Raw genomic sequence first — 20,807 nt, 5'->3', positions numbered from 1 at the left:
AGGCGCCTGCAACAGGCGCCTTTTTTGCGGACCGCAAGGCCGTTACTCGGCCTTGTCGGTCTTGCGGATCTTCTCGACGATAGCCGTGGTCGAGCTGTTTTCCACCAGCCCCAGCACCTTAACGGTGCCGCCATAGGCACCGACTATATCGGCACCTACAACCTGGTCGATGGAATAGTCACCGCCCTTTACCAGCACGTCCGGCCGAACCTGGGACAGGAGGTTTTCCGGGGTGCCTTCGGGGAAACTGATCACCCAGTCCACCGCCCCCAGCCCCGCCAGCACCGCCATGCGCCGGTCGACGCTGTTGATCGGACGGCCTGGGCCCTTGAGGCGGCTGACCGAAGCGTCATCGTTGATCGCCACGATCAACCGGTCGCCCTGGGCTCGCGCCTGTTCCAGGTAGGTCACGTGCCCGGCGTGCAGGATGTCAAAGCAGCCGTTGGTGAAGACGATCTTCTCGTTGTGGGCTCGGGCATCATCGATGGCCAGCAGCAACTGGTCGAGGCTCAGCACCCCGCGCTCGGAGCCTTCCTCGCGCTGGATCGCCCGGCGCAGTTCGGGAGCACTGATGGCGGCGGTACCCAGCTTGCCAACCACGATGCCGGCCGCCAGATTGGCCAGGCCCACTGCGTGGGGCAGCTCTTCGCCGGCGGCAATGGCGGCCGCCAGGGTGGAGATCACCGTATCCCCGGCACCGGTAACGTCGAACACTTCCCGGGCCCGGGCTGGCAAGTGCATGGCCGGGTGGTCGGGGCGCAACAGGGTCATGCCATGTTCGCCACGGGTCACCAGCAGCGCCCCCAGCTCCAGGTCATGCATCAACTGCGCGCCCTTGCTCACCAGTTCGTGCTCGTCGGCGCAGCCGCCGACGATGGTCTCGAACTCGCTGAGGTTCGGCGTGATCAGGCTGGCGCCGCGGTAGATGGAGAAATCCTTGCCCTTGGGGTCCGCCAGCACCGGAATGCCCCGGGCCCGCGCAGCGGCGATCAGCACCTGGTGATTGCGCAGCGCGCCCTTGCCGTAGTCGGACAACACCAGCACCTTGATCCCGTCGAGCAGGGCATCGACCTCGGCCGCCAGGGCCAGGGCGTCGGTGGCGAAGGGTTCTTCGAAATCGATACGCAACAACTGCTGGTGACGGCTCATGACCCGCAGCTTGACGATGGTCGGCTGGTGCTTGATGCGCTGGAACAGCGCACGCACGCCCGCGCCTTGCAGGCTGTTGGCCAGGCTATCGGCGGCTTCATCGTCGCCGGTCACGCCCACCAGGGAGGCCGGCGCGCCGAGGGCAGCGATGTTCAGGGCAACGTTGGCGGCACCGCCGGGGCGATCCTCGATTTGCTCGACCTTGACCACCGGCACTGGCGCCTCAGGGGAAATCCGTGAGGTACCACCATGCCAGTAACGGTCGAGCATGACATCGCCGACCACCAAGACGGGGGCTTGATCGAATCGCGGCATGGACAACTTCATGGAGCATCCCACATACAAAATGAACAGGGGCGCGATATTAACACAGGGTTGGCGCCGCCTAGTTCTATGCCTTGAATGGGGCCGACGAAGAATTCTTGCCGCTTATTTACGGGGCAGCAGTTGCAGCAGGCGGCGGATCGCCTCCGGCAGTGCCACGGTCGCCGTGTCGATCTCGCAATCGGCCTGCAACGGCGCTTCATAGGGGCTGTCGAGCCCGGTGAAGTCCTTGATCCGCCCCTCCAGCGCAGCCTGGTACAACCCTTTGGGGTCACGCCGGGCACAGGTGTCAAAAGGTGTACTGACGTACACCTCGATGAATTCCCCCGGGCCGAACAGCGCGCGGGCGGCATCGCGCTCGGCGCGAAACGGCGAGATCGCCGACACTATGACCAGCAGGCCGGCGTCCACCATCAGCCGTGCCACCTCGGCCATGCGGCGGATATTCTCCTTGCGCGCCTCGGCCCCCATTCCCAGGTCACTGCACAGGCCACTGCGAACGTTGTCGCCGTCGAGGACGAAGGTGTGCATACCCAACTCGTTGAGCCGCAGCTCCAACAGATTGGCCAGGGTCGACTTGCCGGCCCCCGACAATCCGGTCAGCCAAAGACAGCAGGGTTGCTGCTGCTTGAGGGCGGCCCGGGCCTCGGTGGACAACGACAGGCTGTAGGGACGGATTTGCGGGCGCTCCAGCGGTACACAGGCAAGCTTATTCATAACCGAGCATCTCGTAGTCGCGTTGATAGACCCGGCGCACCAGGCGCCGGGTGCGTACCGAACAGATATCCCTGACGGGGGTGCTATGGCGCTGCTGGGTGCTGTTGACATGGGGCAGTCGGGTCTGGACCTGCAACTGCTCGCACAGCAGTTGGAAATCTCGCTGCAGGTGCTCCTGATAGCCGACGAAATCCAGGGCCAGTCGGCCTAGGGAGTCGGTGAGAAAATCGCTCTGGGCAGCAAAGTGCATCTGCTTGTGGATGGTTTCCGGGTGCAGCCAGCGGCCGATAAAGTCATCGAAGTCGCGGTAATGCCCTACCAGCGCCTGGGCTGCCTGGTCCCGTCGGCCGAGGCGATTGCCCCGCAGGAAAGCGTAGGCCGAGTAGGCGCGCTCCAGGGGATCGCGCACGAAGGCAAACTTGAAGCTGCTGGAAAAGGCCTGGGGAAACTGCTGCTCGTACCAGTACAACGGCAGGTGCCCGGGCATCCAACCGTCGAACAATGCCGAACAGATGCTGCTGCCCGCGCACTTGGGGACATGAATGAACAGGCAGGAGTGCCGGGAGAAGGCATCAGGAAAGCGCACATTGGCCGACATGGACTTGTTCACCACTTGGCGATCCACCACCGACAGGCGCCCAAGCAGGAAATTGCGCTGGGTCTTGGGTAATAACTTCCACACAAAGCGTTGCAACATTCTGCTACCCACGCGAGAGGGATGGCCCCCTCGATCTGTTCAAAGATTCAGGCGGGAACCATAACAAGCGGGAAACGCAGAATTATTTAGGCTTGGTCAAGACTGTAAGGAAGCGGCTACAAATGATGCCAAGGTGCCTTGCACACCAAGGCCCCGGGGAGCGAGCCAGCTCGCTCCCCGGAACAGGTCAGGCGATTCCGCTGGGCGCGGGCTCTTCCAGGCCCATGGCATGCAGCCGCGAGTAGTAGCCGTTCTGTGCCAGCAGCTGGGCATGGCTGCCGCGCTCGACAATCCGCCCCTGGTCCATGACCAGGATCAGGTCGGCTTTCTCGATGGTCGACAGGCGGTGGGCAATCACCAGGGTGGTGCGGCCCTTCATGACCTTGTCCAGGGCGGCCTGGATGTGCCGCTCGGATTCGGTGTCCAGGGCCGAAGTGGCCTCGTCTAGAATCAGCAGCGGGGCGTTCTTCAGCAAGGCCCGGGCAATCGCCAGGCGCTGGCGCTGGCCACCTGAAAGCAGTACGCCGTTCTCCCCTACTTGGGTATCCAGGCCTTCGGGCAACTGGGCAATGAAGTCCATGGCATAGGCATCGGCGGCGGCCTTCTCGATGTCCTCACGCGGCGCACCGGCCAGGTCACCGTAGGCAATGTTGTTGGCCACGGTGTCACTGAACAGCGTGACGTGCTGGGTAACCTGAGCAATATGCCGACGCAGGTTCAGCAGGCGGAAGTCTTCGACCTCGGTGCCATCCAGAAGAATCTGGCCCTTGTCGTGGTGGTAGAACCGCGGAATCAGGTTGGCCAGGGTCGACTTGCCACTGCCGGAACGCCCCACCAGCGCCACCATTTTCCCGGGCTCGATACTGAAGCTGATGTCATCGAGCACCTGCCGTTCGGTTCCCGGGTAGGTGAAACTCAGGTTGCGCACTTCCAGGTGCCCATTGATGCTGGCGCGCTCGACAGTGCCGCGATCGACCTCAGGCTCGACGTCCAACTGCTCGAAGATGCTCTCCGCACCCGCCACGCCTTTCTGGATCGTTGAGCTGACTTCGGACAGTTGGCGGATCGGCTTGGGCAGCAGACCGGCCATGGTGATATAGGCCACCATTTCACCGGCAGAAGCATCACCGCGCAGATACAGCACCAGGAACATCAGCACCGCCATGGCGCTGTAGATCACCAGTTGCAACAGTGGGGTGTAGATGGCGCCGGTACGGGTCATGCGCAGTTGCTTGTCGGTGTTGCCCTGGCTGGCCGCAAGAAAACGCTGCTGCTCATAGGTCTCGCCGCCAAAGCTGCGAACCACGCGATAGCCCTGGATGGTTTCCGAGGCAACATGGGTCACATCACCCATGGCCACCTGGATCTTCTTGCTCTGCTTGCGGAATTTCTTGCTGGCGGTGCGGACCATGACCGCGATCAGCGGCAGGATGGCGATCATCACCAGGGTCAGGCGCCAGTTCATCCACAACAGCGAGGCGAACAGGAAGATCACGGTCATGCCTTCGCGGATCACCACCTTGATCGCGTCCGTCGCCGCCCCCGTGACCATGGTCACGTTGAAGGTGATACGCGAGATCAGGTGCCCGGAGTTGTGCTTGTCGAAGTAACGGTTGGGCAGGGTCAACAGGTTGTTGAACAGTTGCACCCGCAAATCGTGCACCAGCCCCAGGGATACCTTGGCCAGGAAGTAGTTGCCCAGGTAGGAGCCCAGGCCTTGCCAGGCAGCGATCAGCACGATCAGCAGCGGCACCGCTTGGAGCAACTGCATGTCGCGCAGATAAGGCACACCGGGAAACAGCACCGCCTGAGGGTTGGACAGGCCGTCGACGAAATACTTGAGGATGTAGCCGAGCATGGGCTGAGTCGAAGCGAAGATCAGGAACCCGACGATGCTGATGAGAAACAGACCAATATAGGGCCGCACATAGCCGAGCAGACGGAAGTAGATTTTCAAGCTCGAGGGGCTTGCGTCAGGACTGGAGTCGGTCATATCACGCGAATGTCGTCAAAAAGGAGGCAGACTTTAGCACAGCTTGTTCGCGGTACTGGCACTCCCATAGGCCCGAGATTGTTAAGCTGACCAACGACACCGCCAGCCATAAGTCGTTATGATTGCCAGCTTAACTTCCGGGATGAACGTTCAAGCATGCAACCCAATGCCCTTCACAACACGGCCAATCGAGTATTCGATTTCATTTGCCTGTGGATTCTGCCGATCGGTTATCTACTGCTTCTCTGTGCGATGTTCTTCCTTCCGGGGCGCAGTGGATTGCACAAGCTGTACTACGGACTGTTCAGCATCCCGACGCTGATCGCGCTGTGCATGCGTCCCGGCGAAATCAAGAACCTGCTGCGCGAGCCTATTTTCATCGCCGTACTGCTGTTTTGCAGCTGGGCCCTGATCAGCCTGGCCTGGAGCCCGCCAGTCGATAGCGTGGCTGGCGAGTTCAAGACGCCCCTGCACCTGCTCATGCTCTTTGCCGGTTGCAGCCTGCTGCTCAGCTATCGCCGGGACATTGTGCAACCGCTGCTCTTCTGTGCGGCAACCGTGGCCCTCCTTGCCTCGCTCTTCAATCTGTATGCGTTCAGCAAGGTCTATGCCCCCGGCACACGCATGATTGGCAGCGGCGCCTTCGACAACCCTCTGCTGAGCTCCCACGTCTTCGGGTTCTTCCTGGTCTACTGGCTCTGGCTCAGCATGACCTGCCAGCGCATGCGGGTCCTTTTCCTCAGTGTCCCGGCCATGGGCATCATGTTCGCCACGGTGATTGCGACTGGCTCGCGTACTCCACTAGTGGCCTTGACACTGGCCGCTGCCTGGATCTGCTTTATCTGCTGGAACCGCCGCTCGTTGCTGCTGCTCGCGGCGATGCTGATTGGCGGGACAACCGTGCTGTTGCTGTTCTCGCAAATGCTGGGCGAGCGTGGCAACTCCTACCGCTTTGAGATCTGGGCACTGATGCTCAACTACATTGCCGCCCACCCATGGATCGGCCACGGTTACAACGCGGACCTGGTGGTAGATGTCGGCATTGGCTATCTCCTGGCAGAACCTCATAATTTTGCATTGGGCGTGCTGTACTACGTCGGCATCATCGGCTTGCTTCCCTGGCTGTTCATGCAAGCCTGGGGCTTGTTCAAGAGCTGGCAATTACGAAGCGCTCCGCTGTTCATCCTGGCCTCGACCTGGCTCATGTTCGGTATCGGCGCCGGCCTGACAGAGGGAGGAGGGACTCTTTCCCGGCCCAAGGAGCACTGGTTCCTGCTGTGGATTCCCCTGGCCCTGATTGCCGCCTTGTGCATCAGCCAGCGAGCCAGGCGCACACCGGTCCTGACCTGCCAGGTACTCACACCAGCTGCCGCCGAGCAGCTCACCGCCAACGCCCAGGTAATAGAATCCGATGGCCTCGGGCCCAAGGTCCTGCAGTTGGAGGATGGCAGCTTCTTCAAGCTGTTCCGGCCGCGGCGCTGGTACACCTCTGGCGGTTTCAATCCCTACTCGGAACGCTTTGCCACAAACAGCGAGCAACTACGCGATCTAGGAATCACTACTCCAAGCATCCTGGGCTTGTATCGTCTCGCGGATGGCAGCAACGCCGTACGTTACCAGCCACTGCCTGGACGAACCCTGCGCCAGTGCCTGCACTCCGCGGACTCGCCGCAGGCGCGCGCTAGCCTGATCAAGAGCTTTGGCACCTTCATGGCCGCCCTGCACGAACAGGGCGTGTACTTCCGCTCTTTGCATCTGGCGAATGTGCTGGTCCTGGACAATCGTCAGTTTGGACTGATCGACCTCGCCGACCTGCGTGTTTACCCATCATCGCTGAGAACCTCATTGCGCCAGCGCAACCTGCGCCACATGCAACGCTATCCCGAAGACAGCCAATGGCTTTTCCAGGAGCACCTGAAGGCATTGCAGGAAGGTTACGCTCAGCGCACTTCAACCGAGCGGGCCAACCTGCTGCTGCGACCACCAGCCAAGGGCCTCAAGGGCGCCCATTAGGCAATAGCCCGAATTGAACGCAAAAAAAGACAGCCTCTCGGGCTGTCTTTTTTTGCGGTGTACCGCCCTTCCAGAGCGCCGTAGTTCTTCAGTCTTTTTCCAGAGGAGAAAAGTACAGGCGGGCCAATCCACGCCAGGTTTTCTTGTTCCAGGCCTTGAAGGGGATCTGTGCCAACAACTCGCGCGCCAGCTTGCGATCCCGATTGGAAACCTTGAGGAACATCGAACTGAGGAGCTTGTAGCGCACCTCGTCATACAGCGGGTGATCGCTGAACAGGGCGTAGGAACGCAGGATGTTGTCGATCATGAACCGGTGGTTCTTGTAGGAGTTGGTGGCGTGCTTGCGATACCGCGCCATCAACACGTTCAAGCCATCGATGAAATAACCGGCCCGGGTGATCTTCAGCTCGATCAGCAGGTCTTCAAGACGGATATTCGGATCGAAACCGCCGACCTTTTCCAGGGCCTCACGACGAATCATCAGGGTCGGAGCCGGTGGATAGGGCTTGCGCTCAAGGAACATGTCGTCGAAGTCCAGGCGCCGGAACGGCACGTCACGGCGCTGGCGCTTCTCGGGAAACAGGTTGCCGTCGCTGTCGATCAGCTCGATATTGCCCGCGCAGATCCCCACCTCAGGCTTGCCATCCATGTAGGCCACCTGAGTCGCAATGCGCTCGGGCAGCATGATGTCGTCGGAGCCGAAAGGCACGACCAGGCTGCCCCTGGACCGTGCAATGGCACCATTGAGAGTGTTGGTCAGGCCCTGATTCTGCTGGACCCGGAAGTCGAAGCCATGCTGCTCCTGCAGGCGCCGGATACGCTCGACACTGTCATCGCTGGAACCGTCATCCACCACCAGCAGCTCGATGTTCGGATAGGTCTGGTTGAGCACACTGAGAATGCTTTGCTCAATGTAGGGCGCGTGGTTGTAGGAGGCGATAATCACCGTCACCACAGGTTGCTGGTCTGCCATTACTGCCTCTTGCCCGCTTGACTCAAGCCGGAGTCGATCAATTGCCGGTACTCCTCGCGGAACACCTCGATATCGTGTTCTTTCTGCAGATAGGCATAGGCCTGTTGGCCCTTGGCGGCCAGTTCCTCGTCGGACAGCCCGAGATAGGCATCCAGCGCGGCGACCAGCGCCGGTACATTGGCCGGCTCCACGGCCAGGCCGCCAGCCCCCTCGATCAGGGGCAGCATGGCCGGCACGTTCGAGGCGATCACCGGCAACTGCCCGCTCATGCCTTCAAGCAAGGCCAGGCCCAGCCCCTCGGCCAGCGATGGCATGGTCCAGATATCGAAGGCCCGCACGTATTGCAGGGCGTTCTCCCTGAAACCCAGCAGGTGAGCCCGGCCCTGCAGCCCCAGGCGCTCGATTTCAGCGCACAGATTGGCTTCCTCGCGACCGGCACCAATGATTGCCAACTGAGTTTGCGGGTACTTGTCCTTGAGTTGAGCAAAGGCCTGCAGCAGATAGGTATGACCCTTGACCGGCACCAGCCGGCCCAAGGCACCAATCAGCCGCACATCGGGGGCCAGCCCCAGCAACTCCCGGGAGCGCTCGCGGGAATGCTGCAAGGCCTCTGCCTGTTCAATGTCGATGGCGTTGGTGATCGCCCAGGTGTTCTGGTCGGTGAAACCGCATTGGCAATCGAGCAGGTACTGCTTGACGGCCGGGGACACACCGACAAAGCGCCAATGCCGATCGATCAGACGCTGGGTCTGGCGGCGCCGGTAAAGCCGGTCGTACTCACCGAAACCGTGGGAAATTCCGATGCACAACGGCACCTTCAACCAGCGGTTGAGGGTCAGCATCATGTTCACCGGCTTGAAACGGTTGCAGATCACCACATCGAACTGTTCCTTGCGGCAGAACTGATACAGCCGCCACATGGCCCGCAGGCGCATGCCCTTGAGGGATTTGTCGGAAAACTCGAAATACACCGAATGCGCGGCGCGACTCACCGGATCGTTCGGCCCGGGGCGCCCCCGCAGGAACGCTGCAGTGACTTCGTAACGCTCAGCCGGCAAGGCCTTGACGATCTGCTCGGCGAGGTCGGCGAAGTCGTGGGACTTGACGTTGTAGTCCGGCTGCAACTGCAGGACCTTAAAGCGCTGACTCATAACTATCCCCGGTGAAAACCTGTGGCATCGATGATCCGGGACGGCTCACTGGGCAAGGCCAGGACTGCCCGAGTATCTGGCTTGTGCAAGCGCGACCACTCATTGCGCATCCAGAATACAAAGTGGAAATACGGGAAACTGCGGTCGCCATCACCGTTATTGGTAGGACGCCCGTTTTTTCGTAACCAATTCGCCGAAAAAATATAATTGCCGCCATGCCGCTGGATGACTCCATCCCGAGTACTGACTACCTCGGCGAACGCCCTGCAGCGGCGCCATAGGTTGAACTTGCCCACCAGTTTGAACAACAACCAGTCGATACCCGGATTGCGCTGACAGCTTTCGAAAAAGAAGGGCATCCAGAACGACCAGCGACCGAGGTAGGCAATGACGAACAGGGTTCGCGGACGTGGATTGATCACAAAAGACTCGCTGTCAGGTTAGGGGGCATAACAGCCCCCTACGTTTATGCCGGTTTACTGCTGCCTTAACAGCCAGAACAATTCATGTCGCCGTACCGCCTTGCGAAAGAACTCATTCTCCCCCAGCGCCGAAGGCACCCTACTGGCCATAAGCCACTGTATCGACCTGCGCAGGCGTCGCTTGAACGGCATTTTCGGTTGCAGGTCATGCATCATGCCCAAGGCCATGGCCTTGTCATACTGCTCGCCCTGGGACAGTGACAAGCACCAGGGGCGCAACACCGCCGTCGACTCGAACACCGGCGGCAACGCAATGCCTGCGCCCGAATCCCCCATGGGCCAGCGGTCGTTGTCATGCAGGTGATTGGCATAGCCAAGGATAGTGGTCGGCTGCCAGGCCAGCCCTTCCAGGGCTTGCATGACCGCCTCGCGAGCACAGATGTGGTCGGGATGAGGGTCCAGCGTCGGGTGCGGCAGCACTATCACTTCAGGGCGCGCCTTGAGCAGCAGCTCACGCAGGTCGGCCAGGAGATTGTTCCAGGTCGGCAACCCGTCCTGGTCGGCGGGCAGCGGGAATGGATTGAACTGGCGGAACAAGCGGATATCGCTCAGTTGCGCCTCGCGAGAAGCCACCGGCTGTTCAGGGGAGGCCTGCATGGCAGGCAGCTGCAGGCAGAAATAGCCCAACTGCACGCAATGGGATTCAGGCACCCCGGCCCAGCGCGGCACAGTAATACTGTCCCAGGCCCGCAAGCGCCCCTTGATCCGCGCCGCCTCTGCCGGGTTCATGCCCATGGCCTGGTAATGCTCAGCCTCGATTTCGCCTGCGGTGAGGGTCACGATCCAGGCCTCGTCGGCCTGGCTGTACAGACCGAAGGCTGCCAACTCGGCATCGTCGGCATGGGGAGCGATCACCATCACCCGCTGGCGCCGGTAGTCGGGATCCCGCCAGAACATCAGTTGCGGCTGGATGCGGAGCCGACAGAAGCGCCCGCGCAACCTCAGCTCGCCACTGACCAGGGAACTGGCCAGGCCGCTGAGGTTGAGGTAGCGCAGGCCATTGACCCCGCGCTCGAACACCTGACGGTCGGCAAGCGGACCGCCCAACACCTCAACAGCCGGGTCGAGAAAACGTCCCAGCCATGAACTCTTGACGTGCACGCCCAGAACCAGGGTTTCATTCCCGGCCAGCGCCAGCGGCGCCTCCAGCAACAGGTGACCCGCTTCAAGGCGCACAGCGGCCTGCTGGGCATCGCTGCCGAAGTCGTAGCAGTAATCATCCTTGGGCGAATAGAACAGATGATCGGCAAACCAGGCTTCATGGGCCAGCCAGGCCAATACCGCCAGCAATACCGGCGCCCACCAGGCCACCAGGATGCCGACCACCAATAGCAGCACCAGCCCGATCAACAGAGCGATTCGTTTATTGCGCCGGTGGCGCTTGAGCAGTTGTTGCTTGCGACTCATGGGCTGACTCACACCTGGAAAACCGGCACAGGGTTGCACCAACGGTCCTTGTATTCACGGTCGGCACGCCCGAAGGAGAAACGCAGTGGCTTGTTCAGGGCACGGGCCTGTTCCCAGGCACTCTGGGTGTTGAGAAAACTCAGCACGCTGCCGGGGCTGAACTCACGGGTCTCGGGGTCTACCCCACCGTTCACGTACTCGACGCTGATCCACTCCGGCGCTTCGACCCGGTAGATCAGTTGCACGGCAATCGGCGCGCCGTTGAGGAAGATCACCGAACCGATCAGCAGCTCGCGCAGGCGCTCCAGCACCTCGGCCATACGCTCGGCACCGGTGGCGGCAAAGCCCCAGCGGCGCTGGAACAGGTCGCAGTAGATCGCCGCCAGCTCGGGGCTGCTGAAATCACTGACCGGGCGCACAACCCCGCCCGCCTCTTCCAGCAGGCGCAGCTCACGACGCTGGTTGTAACGAAACTTCTTCGACAGCTCTTCCGGCGTCCTGGCCATGGCCAGCTGTTCAGCCTGGGGCTTGAGGCCGGTCACGCGCCCCTCGTTCAATACGGACAGGTAACGCCCACGATGACGCAACACCGCCTGAGCATCGGCAGCGGCGGGCAGGATCAGCTCGGCATTGCCGATATCGAACAGGCCCTTCTTGCCGGCCCGCTTGAGCACGTCCTTGGACAGTGCCAGGTCGCGCCCCCAGGTGGCAATGGCCGCCTGCAATTGGCCGTTGCGCTCCCAGGCCAGGTAGCGCACCGGGATCTGCGCCAGGTCCGCCAACTGCTCCACCACCAGGGGATGGGTTGCCACACTGCCACCGAACCGCTGCCAGGCATCGGCGTAGGTCGATGCGTCAATGACTGACCAGCCACGTTCGCGCCAGCCTTGAAATCGATTGAGCATCAGCCCCTCGCGGTCAGATCGGTGACTTGCGGCAAACGCCAGAATACGTCGCGTACAGCACGGTCGGAGAAGCGCTCGCGCAGGCGATCGAGCATCAGCTCGGCACAGACCCGGCGCTGGTGATCGTCCATCGCGGCCAGATGCTGAAGCCCCTGGGCCATATGTTCAACGTCGCCCAGGGGGAACAGGATGCCCACTCCCTCGACCACTTCCCGGGCACCGCCACAGGCGGTGGCCAGCAGCGGCACGCCGGCGGCCATGGCCTCCAGCAGGACCATGCCAAAAGGCTCGTGGTCGGAGCTCAAGGCAAACACATCGAAGGCGCGGAAATAGCGTCGGGCCTGAGGCACCTGCCCGAGGAATAGCACGCGATCGGCAATCCCCAGCTCGCGGGCCAGGGACTTCAGGTCTTTTTCCAGACGCCCGGTTCCGAGAATCGCCAGTTGGCTGTGCGGCGGCAATTGCGGCAAAGCCGCGGCAAAGCCACGCAGCAAGGTGGCCTGGTCCTTGTCCGGATGCAGGCGCCCGACGTTGCCGACAATCCAGGCATCAACGGACAGGCCCAGCTCGCTGCGCGCCTGGGCAGCGTTCAGTTGCTCGGCCTGCAGTGCCTCAAGGTCGATACGGTTGTACAGGGTCTGAATGCGCTGCGCCGGCCATTTCGGCAGGCAGGCACGCATGTCGTCACGCACCGCATCGGACACCCCGAGCAGGCTCAGGCGCTTACGGAACAGTTGGGCGAAGAGCTTGCGGCTGCCGCGCTTGTAATCGGAAAACGCATGATGGACACCGATCACCGGCAAGCCGGTACCCAGCAAGGCGATATAGATCGGCTTGAAGCGGTGAGCGATGCAGAAGCTGAAATTGCGTGACGCGGCGATCTTGCGCAGGTCGCGGATGGCGCCCAGCTTCAGGCCGCGGATGGCCTTGGAGCTGTATTCCATGAACAGCACTTCATCAGACGCGCAGCCCGCGGCGACATCGGCATCGGCGGCCCCGGTGAGAAACACCGTGGTCACTCGATAGCCGCTGCCCGCGAACAGGTTGGCGTATTGCCGGGCACAGTCCAGGAACGGCCCGTCATAGCCGTGGCAGAACTGCAGCACATGGCGTTCAGCCGAGCGTGTCATAAGGGTCCACGCCGTCTTTGACCACCAGAATGTCTTCCATGATCAGGTACTGCAGGTCGGACCCGTAGAACATGTTCAGGGCATCGGTGGGCGAACAGATCATCGGTTCGCCACGGCGGTTCAACGAGGTGTTCAGCGACACGCCGTTGCCGGTCAGTACTTCCAGGGCCTTCATCATGTCGTAGTAGCGCGGGTTGTATTCGCGCTTGAGCACCTGAGCCCGGGACGTGCCGTCCTCGTGGACCACTTCCGGCACCCGGGTCTTCCACTCTTCAGCCACTTCGAAGGTGAAGGTCATGAACGGCGCCGGGTGATCGACCTTGATCATCTGCGGGCCGACGGTGTCGAGCATCGACGGGCAGAAAGGCCTCCAGCGCTCGCGGAACTTGATCTGTTCGTTGATCCGGTCGGCCACGCCAGTGGCGCTCGGGCAACCGATGATCGAACGGCCGCCCAGGGCACGCGGACCGAACTCCATGCGGCCCTGGAACCAGGCCACCGGGTTGCCATCCACCATGATCTTGGCGATACGCTCCGGGGTGTTGTCGATCTGCCGCCAGGCTGGCTTGTTCGGGTGGCGGGCACAGGCCGCGATCACGTCTTCGTTGCTGTAGGACGGGCCGAGATAGACATGCTCCATCTTCTCTACCGGCACCCCACGGGCATGGGAAACGTAAGCCGCCGCACCAACGGCGGTACCGGCGTCGCCGGAAGCCGGCTGCACGAACAGCTCCTTGACCTCGGGACGGGCAATGATCTTCTGGTTCAGCTTGACGTTCAGCGCACAGCCGCCGGCGAAGGCCAGCTTGCCGGTTTCCTTGAGGATGTCGCCCAGGTAATGGTCGATCATCTGCAGGGCCAGCTTCTCGAACAGCGCCTGCATGCTCGCCGCGTAGTGGATGTACGGCTCGTCGGCGATGTCGCCTTCGCGCTTGGGACCCAGCCACTCGATGAGTTTTGGCGAGAAGTAGAAACCCTTGCCCTTCTCTTTGTAGCGACGCAGGCCGATGACGTTGGCGTAATCGGTGTTGATCACCAGCTCGCCGTTTTCAAAACTGGCCAGGCGCGAGAAATCGTATTTGCTGGCATCGCCGTACGGCGCCATGCCCATGACCTTGAACTCGCCGTCGAGCATCTCGAAGCCGAGGAACTCGGTGATCGCGCCATAGAGGCCGCCCAGGGAGTCCGGGTCGAAGAATTCCTTGATCTTGTGGATCTTGCCGTTTTCGCCGTAGCCGAAGAAGGTGGTAGCGTACTCACCCTTGCCGTCGATCCCGAGGATCGCGGTCTTCTCCTTGAAGCCCGAGCAGTGGTAGGCACTGGAGGCGTGGGCCAGGTGGTGCTCCACCGGCTCGATCTTGACCTTTTTCGGGTCGAAGCCCAGTTGCTCCAGGCACCAGACGATCTTATTGCGGTAGCGCTTGTAGCGACGGTTGCCCATCAGGATCGCGTCCAGGGCGCGGTCCGGGGCGTACCAGTAGCGCTTGGCGTAGTGCCAGCGAGCCTTGCCGAACAGGCTGATCGGGGCAAACGGAATCGCGACTACGTCAACGTCGGAAGGCTTGATCCCGGCCTGCTCCAGGCAGAATTTCGCCGACTCGTAGGGCATGCGGTTCTTTGCATGTTTGTCACGCACGAAACGCTCTTCTTCAGCGGCGGCAATCAGCTTGCCGTCGATATACAGGGCCGCTGAAGGATCATGGCTAAGGGCGCCGGACAGGCCAAGAATCGTCAATGCCACAGGGGTCTAGCCTCGTTTAGTCTGCATGCGGGCGCGATGCGCCTTGAAAATGAAGTGTGCTCGCAAGGGGCGAGAAACAACGAAAGGGCGGGATTATAACGTAAAAGCAGGTGCAAGCCTCTAGCGGCGAGCGCCAAGCATGGGTTGGCACCCGCCGCGCGCCGTGGCCGCGGCGCAGGCAGCGGCCATGGGTCGCAGGTCAGGCCTCGGTGCCCTGGGCCGTCTTGGGCAGGCGCTGGTCAATCACTTGATACAAATTGCTGTCTTGCGGCCAATTGCGCATGAATCGCGCGCGATCACGGGCATAAGCCGGGGCAAAGCTGCTCAGGCTGGAGTGCTGGCACATGGAATCGAGGTCTATCAGCGCCCAGCGACCCTCTTGCCAGAACAGGTTATGGCCCTTGAAGTCGCCATGGCTGATGCGCTCCTTGATCAGCTCGGCAAACAGCTGGTCCAGCGCCAGCAATTCCGGCTCCGGGGCTTGCCCGCTGTCCACGAAGGGTGCAAAGCGCTCGATGATGTCCGGCCCTGGCAGATGCTCGGTCACCAGGTAGGCGCTGCGCCGCAGCCACAGGAAACGCCGCTCCAGCAAGGCCAGAGGCTTGGGCGTGGCAATGCCCAGGAACGCCAGGCGATTGCCTTCGCGCCAGGAATGCCAGGCCCGGCTCGGGCGCCAGAAGCGCTTGAGCCAGTGAGCAAAGCCCTTGATGTTGTAGCGCTTGATCACCAGCGGCCGGCCCGCAACCTCGACCCGCCCAACACTGGCCGCACCACCGGTCTTGTACAGATGGCCCTGATCCAGCAGGGCGTCGGCCTGCTCCAGCACCGGCAGCATCGCCGCCTCTTCCTCACGGCGGATCGCGCGCAAGGCGAACGGGCCGCGCTGCACGCTGAACAGCGTGCACTCGCGGCCGACCTTGTTGAGAAAGTCCCGCAGGCGCCAGCCCCGGACCTTGTTCACCTGCTTCTGCAGGGCTTCCAGGGGCAAGGCATGCTCGGCGTTGCTCAACAGGTAGTGCACCAGCAGCTCTTCGGTGAACGGCTCCAGGCTCTTGGGCAACTGGGCGAAGAAGACCCCGAGGTTCTCCAGGACCTTCTGCCGCGACAGGGGCTTGCCCGCCTCTTCGACACAGATCCCCGCCCCATCGATCAAATACAGCCGGTTGTCGTGGCGCAGCAGATTGTCCAGGTGCAGGTCCGATTGCCACAGGCCCTTGGCGTGCAACTGGCCGATAGCCCCGAGGGCCTCGGCCAGTACCTCGGTCTGCTCGTCGGCCAGCACCGGCAGAGCTTCCACCTGCTTCCAGGCGTCGCCCAGGCTTTGTGCACCCTGCAGTAACTCGAACAGCAGCCAGCCGCCCTCGCCTTCCTGCAAACCGTCCGCCAGCAGCAAGGGCGTCGTCAGCCCTTGTTCTGCCAGCAGGCGCACACCCTGCAATTCTCGCTGGAAATGCCGAGCGGCCTTGGAGCCCACCAGCAGCTTGGCCAGCACCGGACGCCCGCGCCAGACCCCGGCCCCCACGTAACGCTGCCCCGGCAGCACCCGCAGCAGGCTCAGCAACTGCAACTGTGCCGGGCCGGCGGCGTCCGCCAATTCAAGGCTCAAGGGCAGCGTCGGGCTGCGCCCGCTGTTCTTCAGTTCGGACAGGCGCATCAGCGTGCCCCCTTGTGGCTGCGCCGAGCACTGAGCCGCGCCACCCAGGCATCCACCAGGGAGCTGTCCTGAGGCTGGCCCACATAGGCCGCCAGCAGGCTGCGCACCTCATCGCTGCTCCACACCGCAGCCCGGCGCAGCAAGGGTTCCAGATCCTTGACCCGATCACGCTGGCCAAACAGCAGGGGCCGGGTCTTTTCCAGGTCGATCAACTGCGCCTGATACCCATCGCCCTCGGCCCGCAGGAAAATATGCTTGGGATAGAAACAGCCATGCACCTGGCGCAAGCCGTGCAGCTGCCGGGCCAGTTGCCCGCAAGCCTGGAGCACCGCCTGCCGCTGATGCTCGCTGAGCCGGTCCCACTGCAACAGCAGCGCATCCAGGTCATCCCAGCCATCCAGGGCCCGGGTCACCAGGATCGCCCGGGACTCGCCATCGACCTTGCGCATCCCGAAGAACACCGCTTGCAAGGCCGGAATGCCCAACTGCTGGTAGCGGCGGATATTGCGAAATTCACGGGCGAAACTCGGCTCGCCAAAGGGCCGGTGCAGGGTCCGGGTCAGGTAGTTGGTCTGGCGCTTGAGGTAGAACCCCTGCCCTTCCACATCCAGGCGAAACACACTGCTGCTGCCGCCACGACCGGTATTGGGTTCATCCACCGCTTCCAATTGAGTGGCCCACAGCTGGTCGAAAGTGCCGAGGCCATTGCGCTCCAGCAGCGCACGCTCCTCGGACGCCAGAAAATCAGTCATTCACGCCCCTCGAAAAATCTCACCACGTGGCGAATACGCTCCTTGTCGGCGGCACTCAAGTGATCACGCTGACGGTATTGCAGGTAGAAACGCAGGCGCTGGGTGGCCGACAGATGGTATTTGGCCACCTTATCCAGACAGGCCAGGTCCTTGGTGATCCGGTACTTGAGCCAGAAACCACGCCAGAAATCGCCGTTCGGGCAATCGATCAGGTACAACCGGTCCTGGTCGTCGACCAGCAGGTTGCGCCACTTCAAATCATTGTGGGTAAAGCGGTGGTCATGCATGACCCGGGTGTAAGCGGCCAACTGACGGCTGACGCCATCCACCCAACGACGGTCCTGCAGACGCGGGTCGTTGCGTTCAGCCAGCACCGAGAGATCCTCGGTACGTGGCAGCTCCCGGGTGATCATCGCCCCCCTGGAATAGGCCAGGCAGCGACGCTCCAGGCCCCAGGCCACCACATCGGCGGTGGGAATGCCCCATTTGGCGAAGCGCTTGAGGTTCTGCCACTCGAACTTGACCCGGGGCTTGCCCAGGTAGCGCCGCAGATTCTTGCCGGCACCGGTATAGCGCTTGACGTAATAGTTGACGCCACCACGCTCGACGCGGATGACTTCGGACAACGGATCCCGGGTCAGGTGCTCGCCCTGCAGGGCAAACACCGCTTCCAGACTGCCGAAATCCTCCGCCAACGCCTGATAGGCCGGGTCCAGGTTCCAGCTCGCCATCAGAGTGCATCTCCGTACCGTTGCTTGCGGGCGTAGAGCTTTTCCGCCTTGCCTTCGAGCCAGGCCAGCAGTGCGGCCTCCTCGGCCAGAATCTGCCGCAACGGCTGCTGGAAGTAGCCCTTGAGAAAGCGCAGCTTGTCGCGGCGCGTCAGGCCGATATCCAGGGCCGAGAAATACAGCGCCGCCAGATCCTTGTTGCGCCAGCGCTGAGTGATCTTCGGCCGGGTCTGGGCCCGGTGCAGGTCGATCACCGAGAGCTTGAGCCCTTCGGGAGTGACAGGCCGATCGGTGTGCAGCAGGAAGTGGCAGATATAGCAGTCGCGGTGGTTGACCCCGGCGCGATGCATCATGCCGGTCATGCGCGCTACTTCGGCGATCAGCGCGCGCTTGAGCGCAGGCGCCGGCGGCTGCTTGACCCAGCCGATGCTGAAATCTTCGAGGCTGACGGTCGGCGCCAGTTCCTCGGTGACGATGAACGAATGCTGGTCTGCCGGATTGGCCCCACGCTCGCCGTAGGCCACGGCGGTCATGGTGGGCACGCCCACCTGATGCAGGCGCTCCAGGGCGCGCCATTCCTGGCCGGCGCCGAGCACCGGCAGTTTGGCGGTGACCAGGTTCTTGACGATCTCGCCCCAGCCGATCCCACGATGGATCTTCACGAAATAACCGCGGCCGTCGACTTCCGTACGCAAGGTACGGCGCGCTTCCAACTCACGGTAGACCTGGCCCTTCAGGCCCTCGACAGCGTCGAACGCATCGCGTCCGGCCCAGAGGCTCTTGAAGGGTTCGGCAAGCATCAACTTCATCGGTGTTGCTCCGCCAGAATCACATCCGCAGCGTGCTGCGGCATGCTGTAAAGGTCGGCCGTCTCGGCGAACGCCAGGCCATTTCGGCTCCAGGTCGCGCGTGCAGCGTCGTCGGTCAACATGGTGGTGAGGTATTGATTGAGCTGCGCCTGTTCCAGCGGCTCATCCAGCACCAGGCCGCTCTGGGCCTCGGCAATGTAATGGGCATAACCGCAGACCGCGCTGACCAGCACCGGCAGGCCGGCCACCAGGGCCTCCAGCAATACGGTGCCGGTGTTTTCGTTGTAGGCCGGGTGAATCAGCAGGTCGGCGCCCAGCAGGAACCGCGGGATATCGCTGCGGCCCTTCATGAACTGCACCTGGTCGCTCAACCCCAGCGCAGCACTTTGCACCTGGAATACCTTGGGGTCGTCCTGGCCGATTACAAACAGCCGGGTGCGTTTTTTCAGCGCCGAGGGCAATGCCGCCAGGGCCTTGAGGCTGCGGTCCACACCCTTGGTCTTGAACCCGGAACCGATCTGCACCAGCAGCAGGTCGTCATCCTTGAGCTTGAATTCGCGACGAAAATCCGCCCGGATCTCGGCGGCGTTGGCCGGTGCCCGGCGGTCCTGGGCGATCCCCGGCGGCAGCAGATGGAAGCGCTCCAGCGGGGTGTCGTAGTGCTTGATGAACAGCGGCTGCTGGACCTCGGAGATCATCAGGATCTCGGTCTTGGCGTCCTTGGCGAACACCGCGCGCTCGTACTCGGCAAAGTGCCGGTAACGGCCCCAGCGCCGGTACAGGGAGTGCCGCAGGTTCTGTGCCTTGTCCTCGAAACAGCCATCGGCGGCGTAGTACACGTCCAGCCCCGGCATCTTGTTGAAACCCACCAGCCGGTCCACCGGGCGCTTGGCCAGGTCGGCCTCCATCCAGGCGCAGAGCTTTTCATTGCGACGATGGTTGAACAGCGCCTTGACCGGCGCCACCAGCACTTCGAAACCGGGAGGGACATCGCCTTCCCAGATCAGGGTGTAGACACGGATCTGATGCCCGCGCCGCTGGCACTCCAGGGCGATGCGCATGAAATCGCGCTGCAGGCCGCCGAAGGGGAAATACTTATAAAGGACAAAAGCCAATTGCATCAGCGCGGCTCCTCAGCCAGTAACAGGGTGCTCAGTCGGCTGGCGACACGCTCGGGATTCAGGCGAGTGAAGCACAGCGGCCACTCGCGTTTGAGGTCATAACGCTGCTGGTCCACAGCGGTGGGCTGATAGGTGCATTTCTTCTGCAGGCACGGCGCGCACGGGAAGTTGCTGCCCAGGTGGATTTGCACCCGGCCATAGGCGCCGGTCAGCCCCGGGTTGGTCGGCCCGAACAGTGAGATGGTCGGTACATCCAGTGCCGCGGCGAGGTGGCCCAGCCCGGTGTCCACGGCCACGCAGGCCTGGGCATCGGCCAGCACCTTGGCGACCCCGGCCAGGTTCAGCTTCGGCAGCACCGTGGCGTTTTTCAGGCCGCTGGCGATGCGCTCGGCGCGAGCCTTTTCCGCGGGGTTGCCCCAGGGCAACTTGACCTCGACGCCGAGCATGCCCATGCGTTCGGTCAGCTCGCGCCAGTAGGCCTCGGGCCAGTGCTTGGTGTCCCAGGTGGTGCCATGCAGGAACAGCACGAAGGGCTTCTTGCGCGGCAACTCCACGAGTTTTTCGACGTTCAGGCCATAGTCGCCCAGGCCCTGGGGCAGGTCGTAGCCCAGGGCCACGGCGAACAGTTGGCGCACGCGCTCCACCGCGTGCTGCCCACGGGCCACCGCCAGGCGCCGGGAATAGAAGCGTGAAGCCAGAGGCTCGCGGGCCGAGTTCTTGTCCAGCCCAGCCACCGGGGCACGCACGTAACGGGTCAGCCAGGCACTCTTGAGCAGGCCTTGGGCATCGATCACCAGGTCGTACTTGGTCGAGCGCACGCTCTGCTTGAAGCGCCGCCACTCGCCACTCTTGATGGTCTGCCAGATGTTCTTGCGCCAGCGACGGATCGCCACCGGTATCACCTTGCCTACCGCCGGATGCCAGGTGGGAATTTCGGCAAAGCCCTCTTCCACCACCCAGTCGAACTTGATCCCGGGGATCGCCCGCGCAGCATCGGTAAGGGCCGGCAATGCATGGATCACATCACCCAGGGAGGACGTCTTGATCAACAGTACCCGCAA

18 protein-coding genes are annotated in these 20,807 nt (G+C 62.4%); 1 reads left to right on the top strand and 17 read right to left on the bottom strand.

The window, feature by feature from the left end:
- Positions 1 to 42: 42 nt before the first annotated feature.
- From hldE to msbA, 4 genes are all read right to left on the bottom strand, one after another.
- The gene (hldE, locus tag AC07R1_RS24025; RefSeq protein ID WP_011058903.1) at positions 43 to 1,476 is read right to left on the bottom strand and encodes a bifunctional D-glycero-beta-D-manno-heptose-7-phosphate kinase/D-glycero-beta-D-manno-heptose 1-phosphate adenylyltransferase HldE; all 1,434 of its coding nucleotides are present in this window, start codon (positions 1,474 to 1,476) and stop codon (positions 43 to 45) included.
- A 102-nt stretch (positions 1,477 to 1,578) separates the two neighbouring features.
- Positions 1,579 to 2,190: an adenylyl-sulfate kinase gene (cysC, locus tag AC07R1_RS24020; RefSeq protein WP_011058902.1), complete on the bottom strand. Its 612-nt coding sequence runs from the start codon at positions 2,188 to 2,190 to the stop codon at positions 1,579 to 1,581.
- The gene (locus tag AC07R1_RS24015) at positions 2,183 to 2,887 is read right to left on the bottom strand and encodes a sulfotransferase family 2 domain-containing protein (protein WP_015633918.1); all 705 of its coding nucleotides are present in this window, start codon (positions 2,885 to 2,887) and stop codon (positions 2,183 to 2,185) included. Before AC07R1_RS24015 ends, cysC begins: the two co-directional genes overlap by 8 nt.
- Positions 2,888 to 3,074: 187 nt before the next feature.
- Entirely contained in the window at positions 3,075 to 4,880 is a 1,806-nt protein-coding gene (gene msbA / locus AC07R1_RS24010) for a lipid A export permease/ATP-binding protein MsbA (protein WP_125062452.1), read from the bottom strand.
- A 156-nt stretch (positions 4,881 to 5,036) separates the two neighbouring features.
- Here msbA and AC07R1_RS24005 point away from each other — a divergent pair, with 156 nt between their 5' ends.
- Positions 5,037 to 6,893, top strand: a complete 1,857-nt coding sequence (locus AC07R1_RS24005) for an O-antigen ligase family protein (protein ID WP_495110998.1) — start codon at positions 5,037 to 5,039, stop codon at positions 6,891 to 6,893.
- 88 nt (positions 6,894 to 6,981) lie between these two features.
- Here the strand turns inward: AC07R1_RS24005 and AC07R1_RS24000 are convergent, their stop codons facing one another.
- From AC07R1_RS24000 to waaC, 13 genes are all read right to left on the bottom strand, one after another.
- The gene (locus tag AC07R1_RS24000; RefSeq protein ID WP_495110997.1) at positions 6,982 to 7,866 is read right to left on the bottom strand and encodes a glycosyltransferase; all 885 of its coding nucleotides are present in this window, start codon (positions 7,864 to 7,866) and stop codon (positions 6,982 to 6,984) included.
- Entirely contained in the window at positions 7,866 to 9,017 is a 1,152-nt protein-coding gene (locus AC07R1_RS23995) for a glycosyltransferase (protein ID WP_495110996.1), read from the bottom strand. Before AC07R1_RS23995 ends, AC07R1_RS24000 begins: the two co-directional genes overlap by 1 nt.
- Positions 9,018 to 9,019: 2 nt before the next feature.
- Positions 9,020 to 9,439, bottom strand: coding sequence for a hypothetical protein (locus tag AC07R1_RS23990; RefSeq protein ID WP_342403424.1), 420 nt, complete (start codon positions 9,437 to 9,439; stop codon positions 9,020 to 9,022).
- A gap of 54 nt (positions 9,440 to 9,493) precedes the next feature.
- Positions 9,494 to 10,906, bottom strand: coding sequence for a PIG-L deacetylase family protein (locus AC07R1_RS23985; protein WP_495110995.1), 1,413 nt, complete (start codon positions 10,904 to 10,906; stop codon positions 9,494 to 9,496).
- Between the two features lie 8 nt (positions 10,907 to 10,914).
- Complete coding sequence (locus AC07R1_RS23980; protein ID WP_236203963.1) at positions 10,915 to 11,811, bottom strand: antimicrobial resistance protein Mig-14; 897 nt, start codon at positions 11,809 to 11,811, stop codon at positions 10,915 to 10,917.
- Complete coding sequence (locus AC07R1_RS23975; protein WP_495110994.1) at positions 11,811 to 12,941, bottom strand: glycosyltransferase; 1,131 nt, start codon at positions 12,939 to 12,941, stop codon at positions 11,811 to 11,813. Before AC07R1_RS23975 ends, AC07R1_RS23980 begins: the two co-directional genes overlap by 1 nt.
- On the bottom strand, positions 12,925 to 14,682 hold the full coding sequence (locus AC07R1_RS23970; protein WP_015633912.1) for a carbamoyltransferase family protein: 1,758 nt from the start codon (positions 14,680 to 14,682) through the stop codon (positions 12,925 to 12,927). The genes AC07R1_RS23975 and AC07R1_RS23970 overlap by 17 nt, the downstream gene beginning before the upstream one ends.
- Positions 14,683 to 14,881: 199 nt before the next feature.
- On the bottom strand, positions 14,882 to 16,336 hold the full coding sequence (locus AC07R1_RS23965) for a lipopolysaccharide kinase InaA family protein (RefSeq protein ID WP_495110993.1): 1,455 nt from the start codon (positions 16,334 to 16,336) through the stop codon (positions 14,882 to 14,884).
- The gene (locus AC07R1_RS23960; protein ID WP_041115408.1) at positions 16,336 to 17,088 is read right to left on the bottom strand and encodes a lipopolysaccharide kinase InaA family protein; all 753 of its coding nucleotides are present in this window, start codon (positions 17,086 to 17,088) and stop codon (positions 16,336 to 16,338) included. The genes AC07R1_RS23965 and AC07R1_RS23960 overlap by 1 nt, the downstream gene beginning before the upstream one ends.
- Positions 17,085 to 17,819 (bottom strand): lipopolysaccharide kinase InaA family protein, encoded by a 735-nt coding sequence (locus AC07R1_RS23955; RefSeq protein WP_011058888.1) that lies wholly within the window; start codon positions 17,817 to 17,819, stop codon positions 17,085 to 17,087. The genes AC07R1_RS23960 and AC07R1_RS23955 overlap by 4 nt, the downstream gene beginning before the upstream one ends.
- A complete protein-coding gene (gene rfaP / locus AC07R1_RS23950) occupies positions 17,819 to 18,625 on the bottom strand; it encodes a lipopolysaccharide core heptose(I) kinase RfaP (protein ID WP_011058887.1) in 807 nt (268 codons plus the stop codon). Before rfaP ends, AC07R1_RS23955 begins: the two co-directional genes overlap by 1 nt.
- Positions 18,622 to 19,746 carry a glycosyltransferase family 4 protein gene (locus AC07R1_RS23945; protein ID WP_495110992.1) on the bottom strand — a complete coding sequence of 375 codons (1,125 nt, stop codon included), beginning with the start codon at positions 19,744 to 19,746 and terminating at the stop codon, positions 18,622 to 18,624. Before AC07R1_RS23945 ends, rfaP begins: the two co-directional genes overlap by 4 nt.
- Positions 19,746 to 20,807: a lipopolysaccharide heptosyltransferase I gene (waaC, locus tag AC07R1_RS23940; protein WP_011058885.1), complete on the bottom strand. Its 1,062-nt coding sequence runs from the start codon at positions 20,805 to 20,807 to the stop codon at positions 19,746 to 19,748. The genes AC07R1_RS23945 and waaC overlap by 1 nt, the downstream gene beginning before the upstream one ends.

This window comes from Pseudomonas sp. GW821-FHT07F01, assembly GCF_059418825.1.
This window is presented reverse-complemented; position numbering and strand designations above follow the sequence as displayed.

Excerpts from the sequence above, each read along its gene's own strand:
- hldE (WP_011058903.1), bottom strand. The coding sequence starts at position 1,476 with ATGAAGTTGTCCATGCCGCGATTCGATCAAGCCCCCGTCTTGGTGGTC.
- cysC (WP_011058902.1), bottom strand. The coding sequence starts at position 2,190 with ATGAATAAGCTTGCCTGTGTACCGCTGGAGCGCCCGCAAATCCGTCCC.
- AC07R1_RS24015 (WP_015633918.1), bottom strand. The coding sequence starts at position 2,887 with ATGTTGCAACGCTTTGTGTGGAAGTTATTACCCAAGACCCAGCGCAAT.
- msbA (WP_125062452.1), bottom strand. The coding sequence starts at position 4,880 with ATGACCGACTCCAGTCCTGACGCAAGCCCCTCGAGCTTGAAAATCTAC.
- AC07R1_RS24005 (WP_495110998.1), top strand. The coding sequence starts at position 5,037 with ATGCAACCCAATGCCCTTCACAACACGGCCAATCGAGTATTCGATTTC.
- AC07R1_RS24000 (WP_495110997.1), bottom strand. The coding sequence starts at position 7,866 with ATGGCAGACCAGCAACCTGTGGTGACGGTGATTATCGCCTCCTACAAC.
- AC07R1_RS23995 (WP_495110996.1), bottom strand. The coding sequence starts at position 9,017 with ATGAGTCAGCGCTTTAAGGTCCTGCAGTTGCAGCCGGACTACAACGTC.
- AC07R1_RS23985 (WP_495110995.1), bottom strand. The coding sequence starts at position 10,906 with ATGAGTCGCAAGCAACAACTGCTCAAGCGCCACCGGCGCAATAAACGA.
- AC07R1_RS23980 (WP_236203963.1), bottom strand. The coding sequence starts at position 11,811 with ATGCTCAATCGATTTCAAGGCTGGCGCGAACGTGGCTGGTCAGTCATT.
- AC07R1_RS23975 (WP_495110994.1), bottom strand. The coding sequence starts at position 12,941 with ATGACACGCTCGGCTGAACGCCATGTGCTGCAGTTCTGCCACGGCTAT.
- AC07R1_RS23965 (WP_495110993.1), bottom strand. The coding sequence starts at position 16,336 with ATGCGCCTGTCCGAACTGAAGAACAGCGGGCGCAGCCCGACGCTGCCC.
- AC07R1_RS23960 (WP_041115408.1), bottom strand. The coding sequence starts at position 17,088 with ATGACTGATTTTCTGGCGTCCGAGGAGCGTGCGCTGCTGGAGCGCAAT.
- AC07R1_RS23955 (WP_011058888.1), bottom strand. The coding sequence starts at position 17,819 with ATGGCGAGCTGGAACCTGGACCCGGCCTATCAGGCGTTGGCGGAGGAT.
- rfaP (WP_011058887.1), bottom strand. The coding sequence starts at position 18,625 with ATGAAGTTGATGCTTGCCGAACCCTTCAAGAGCCTCTGGGCCGGACGC.
- AC07R1_RS23945 (WP_495110992.1), bottom strand. The coding sequence starts at position 19,746 with ATGCAATTGGCTTTTGTCCTTTATAAGTATTTCCCCTTCGGCGGCCTG.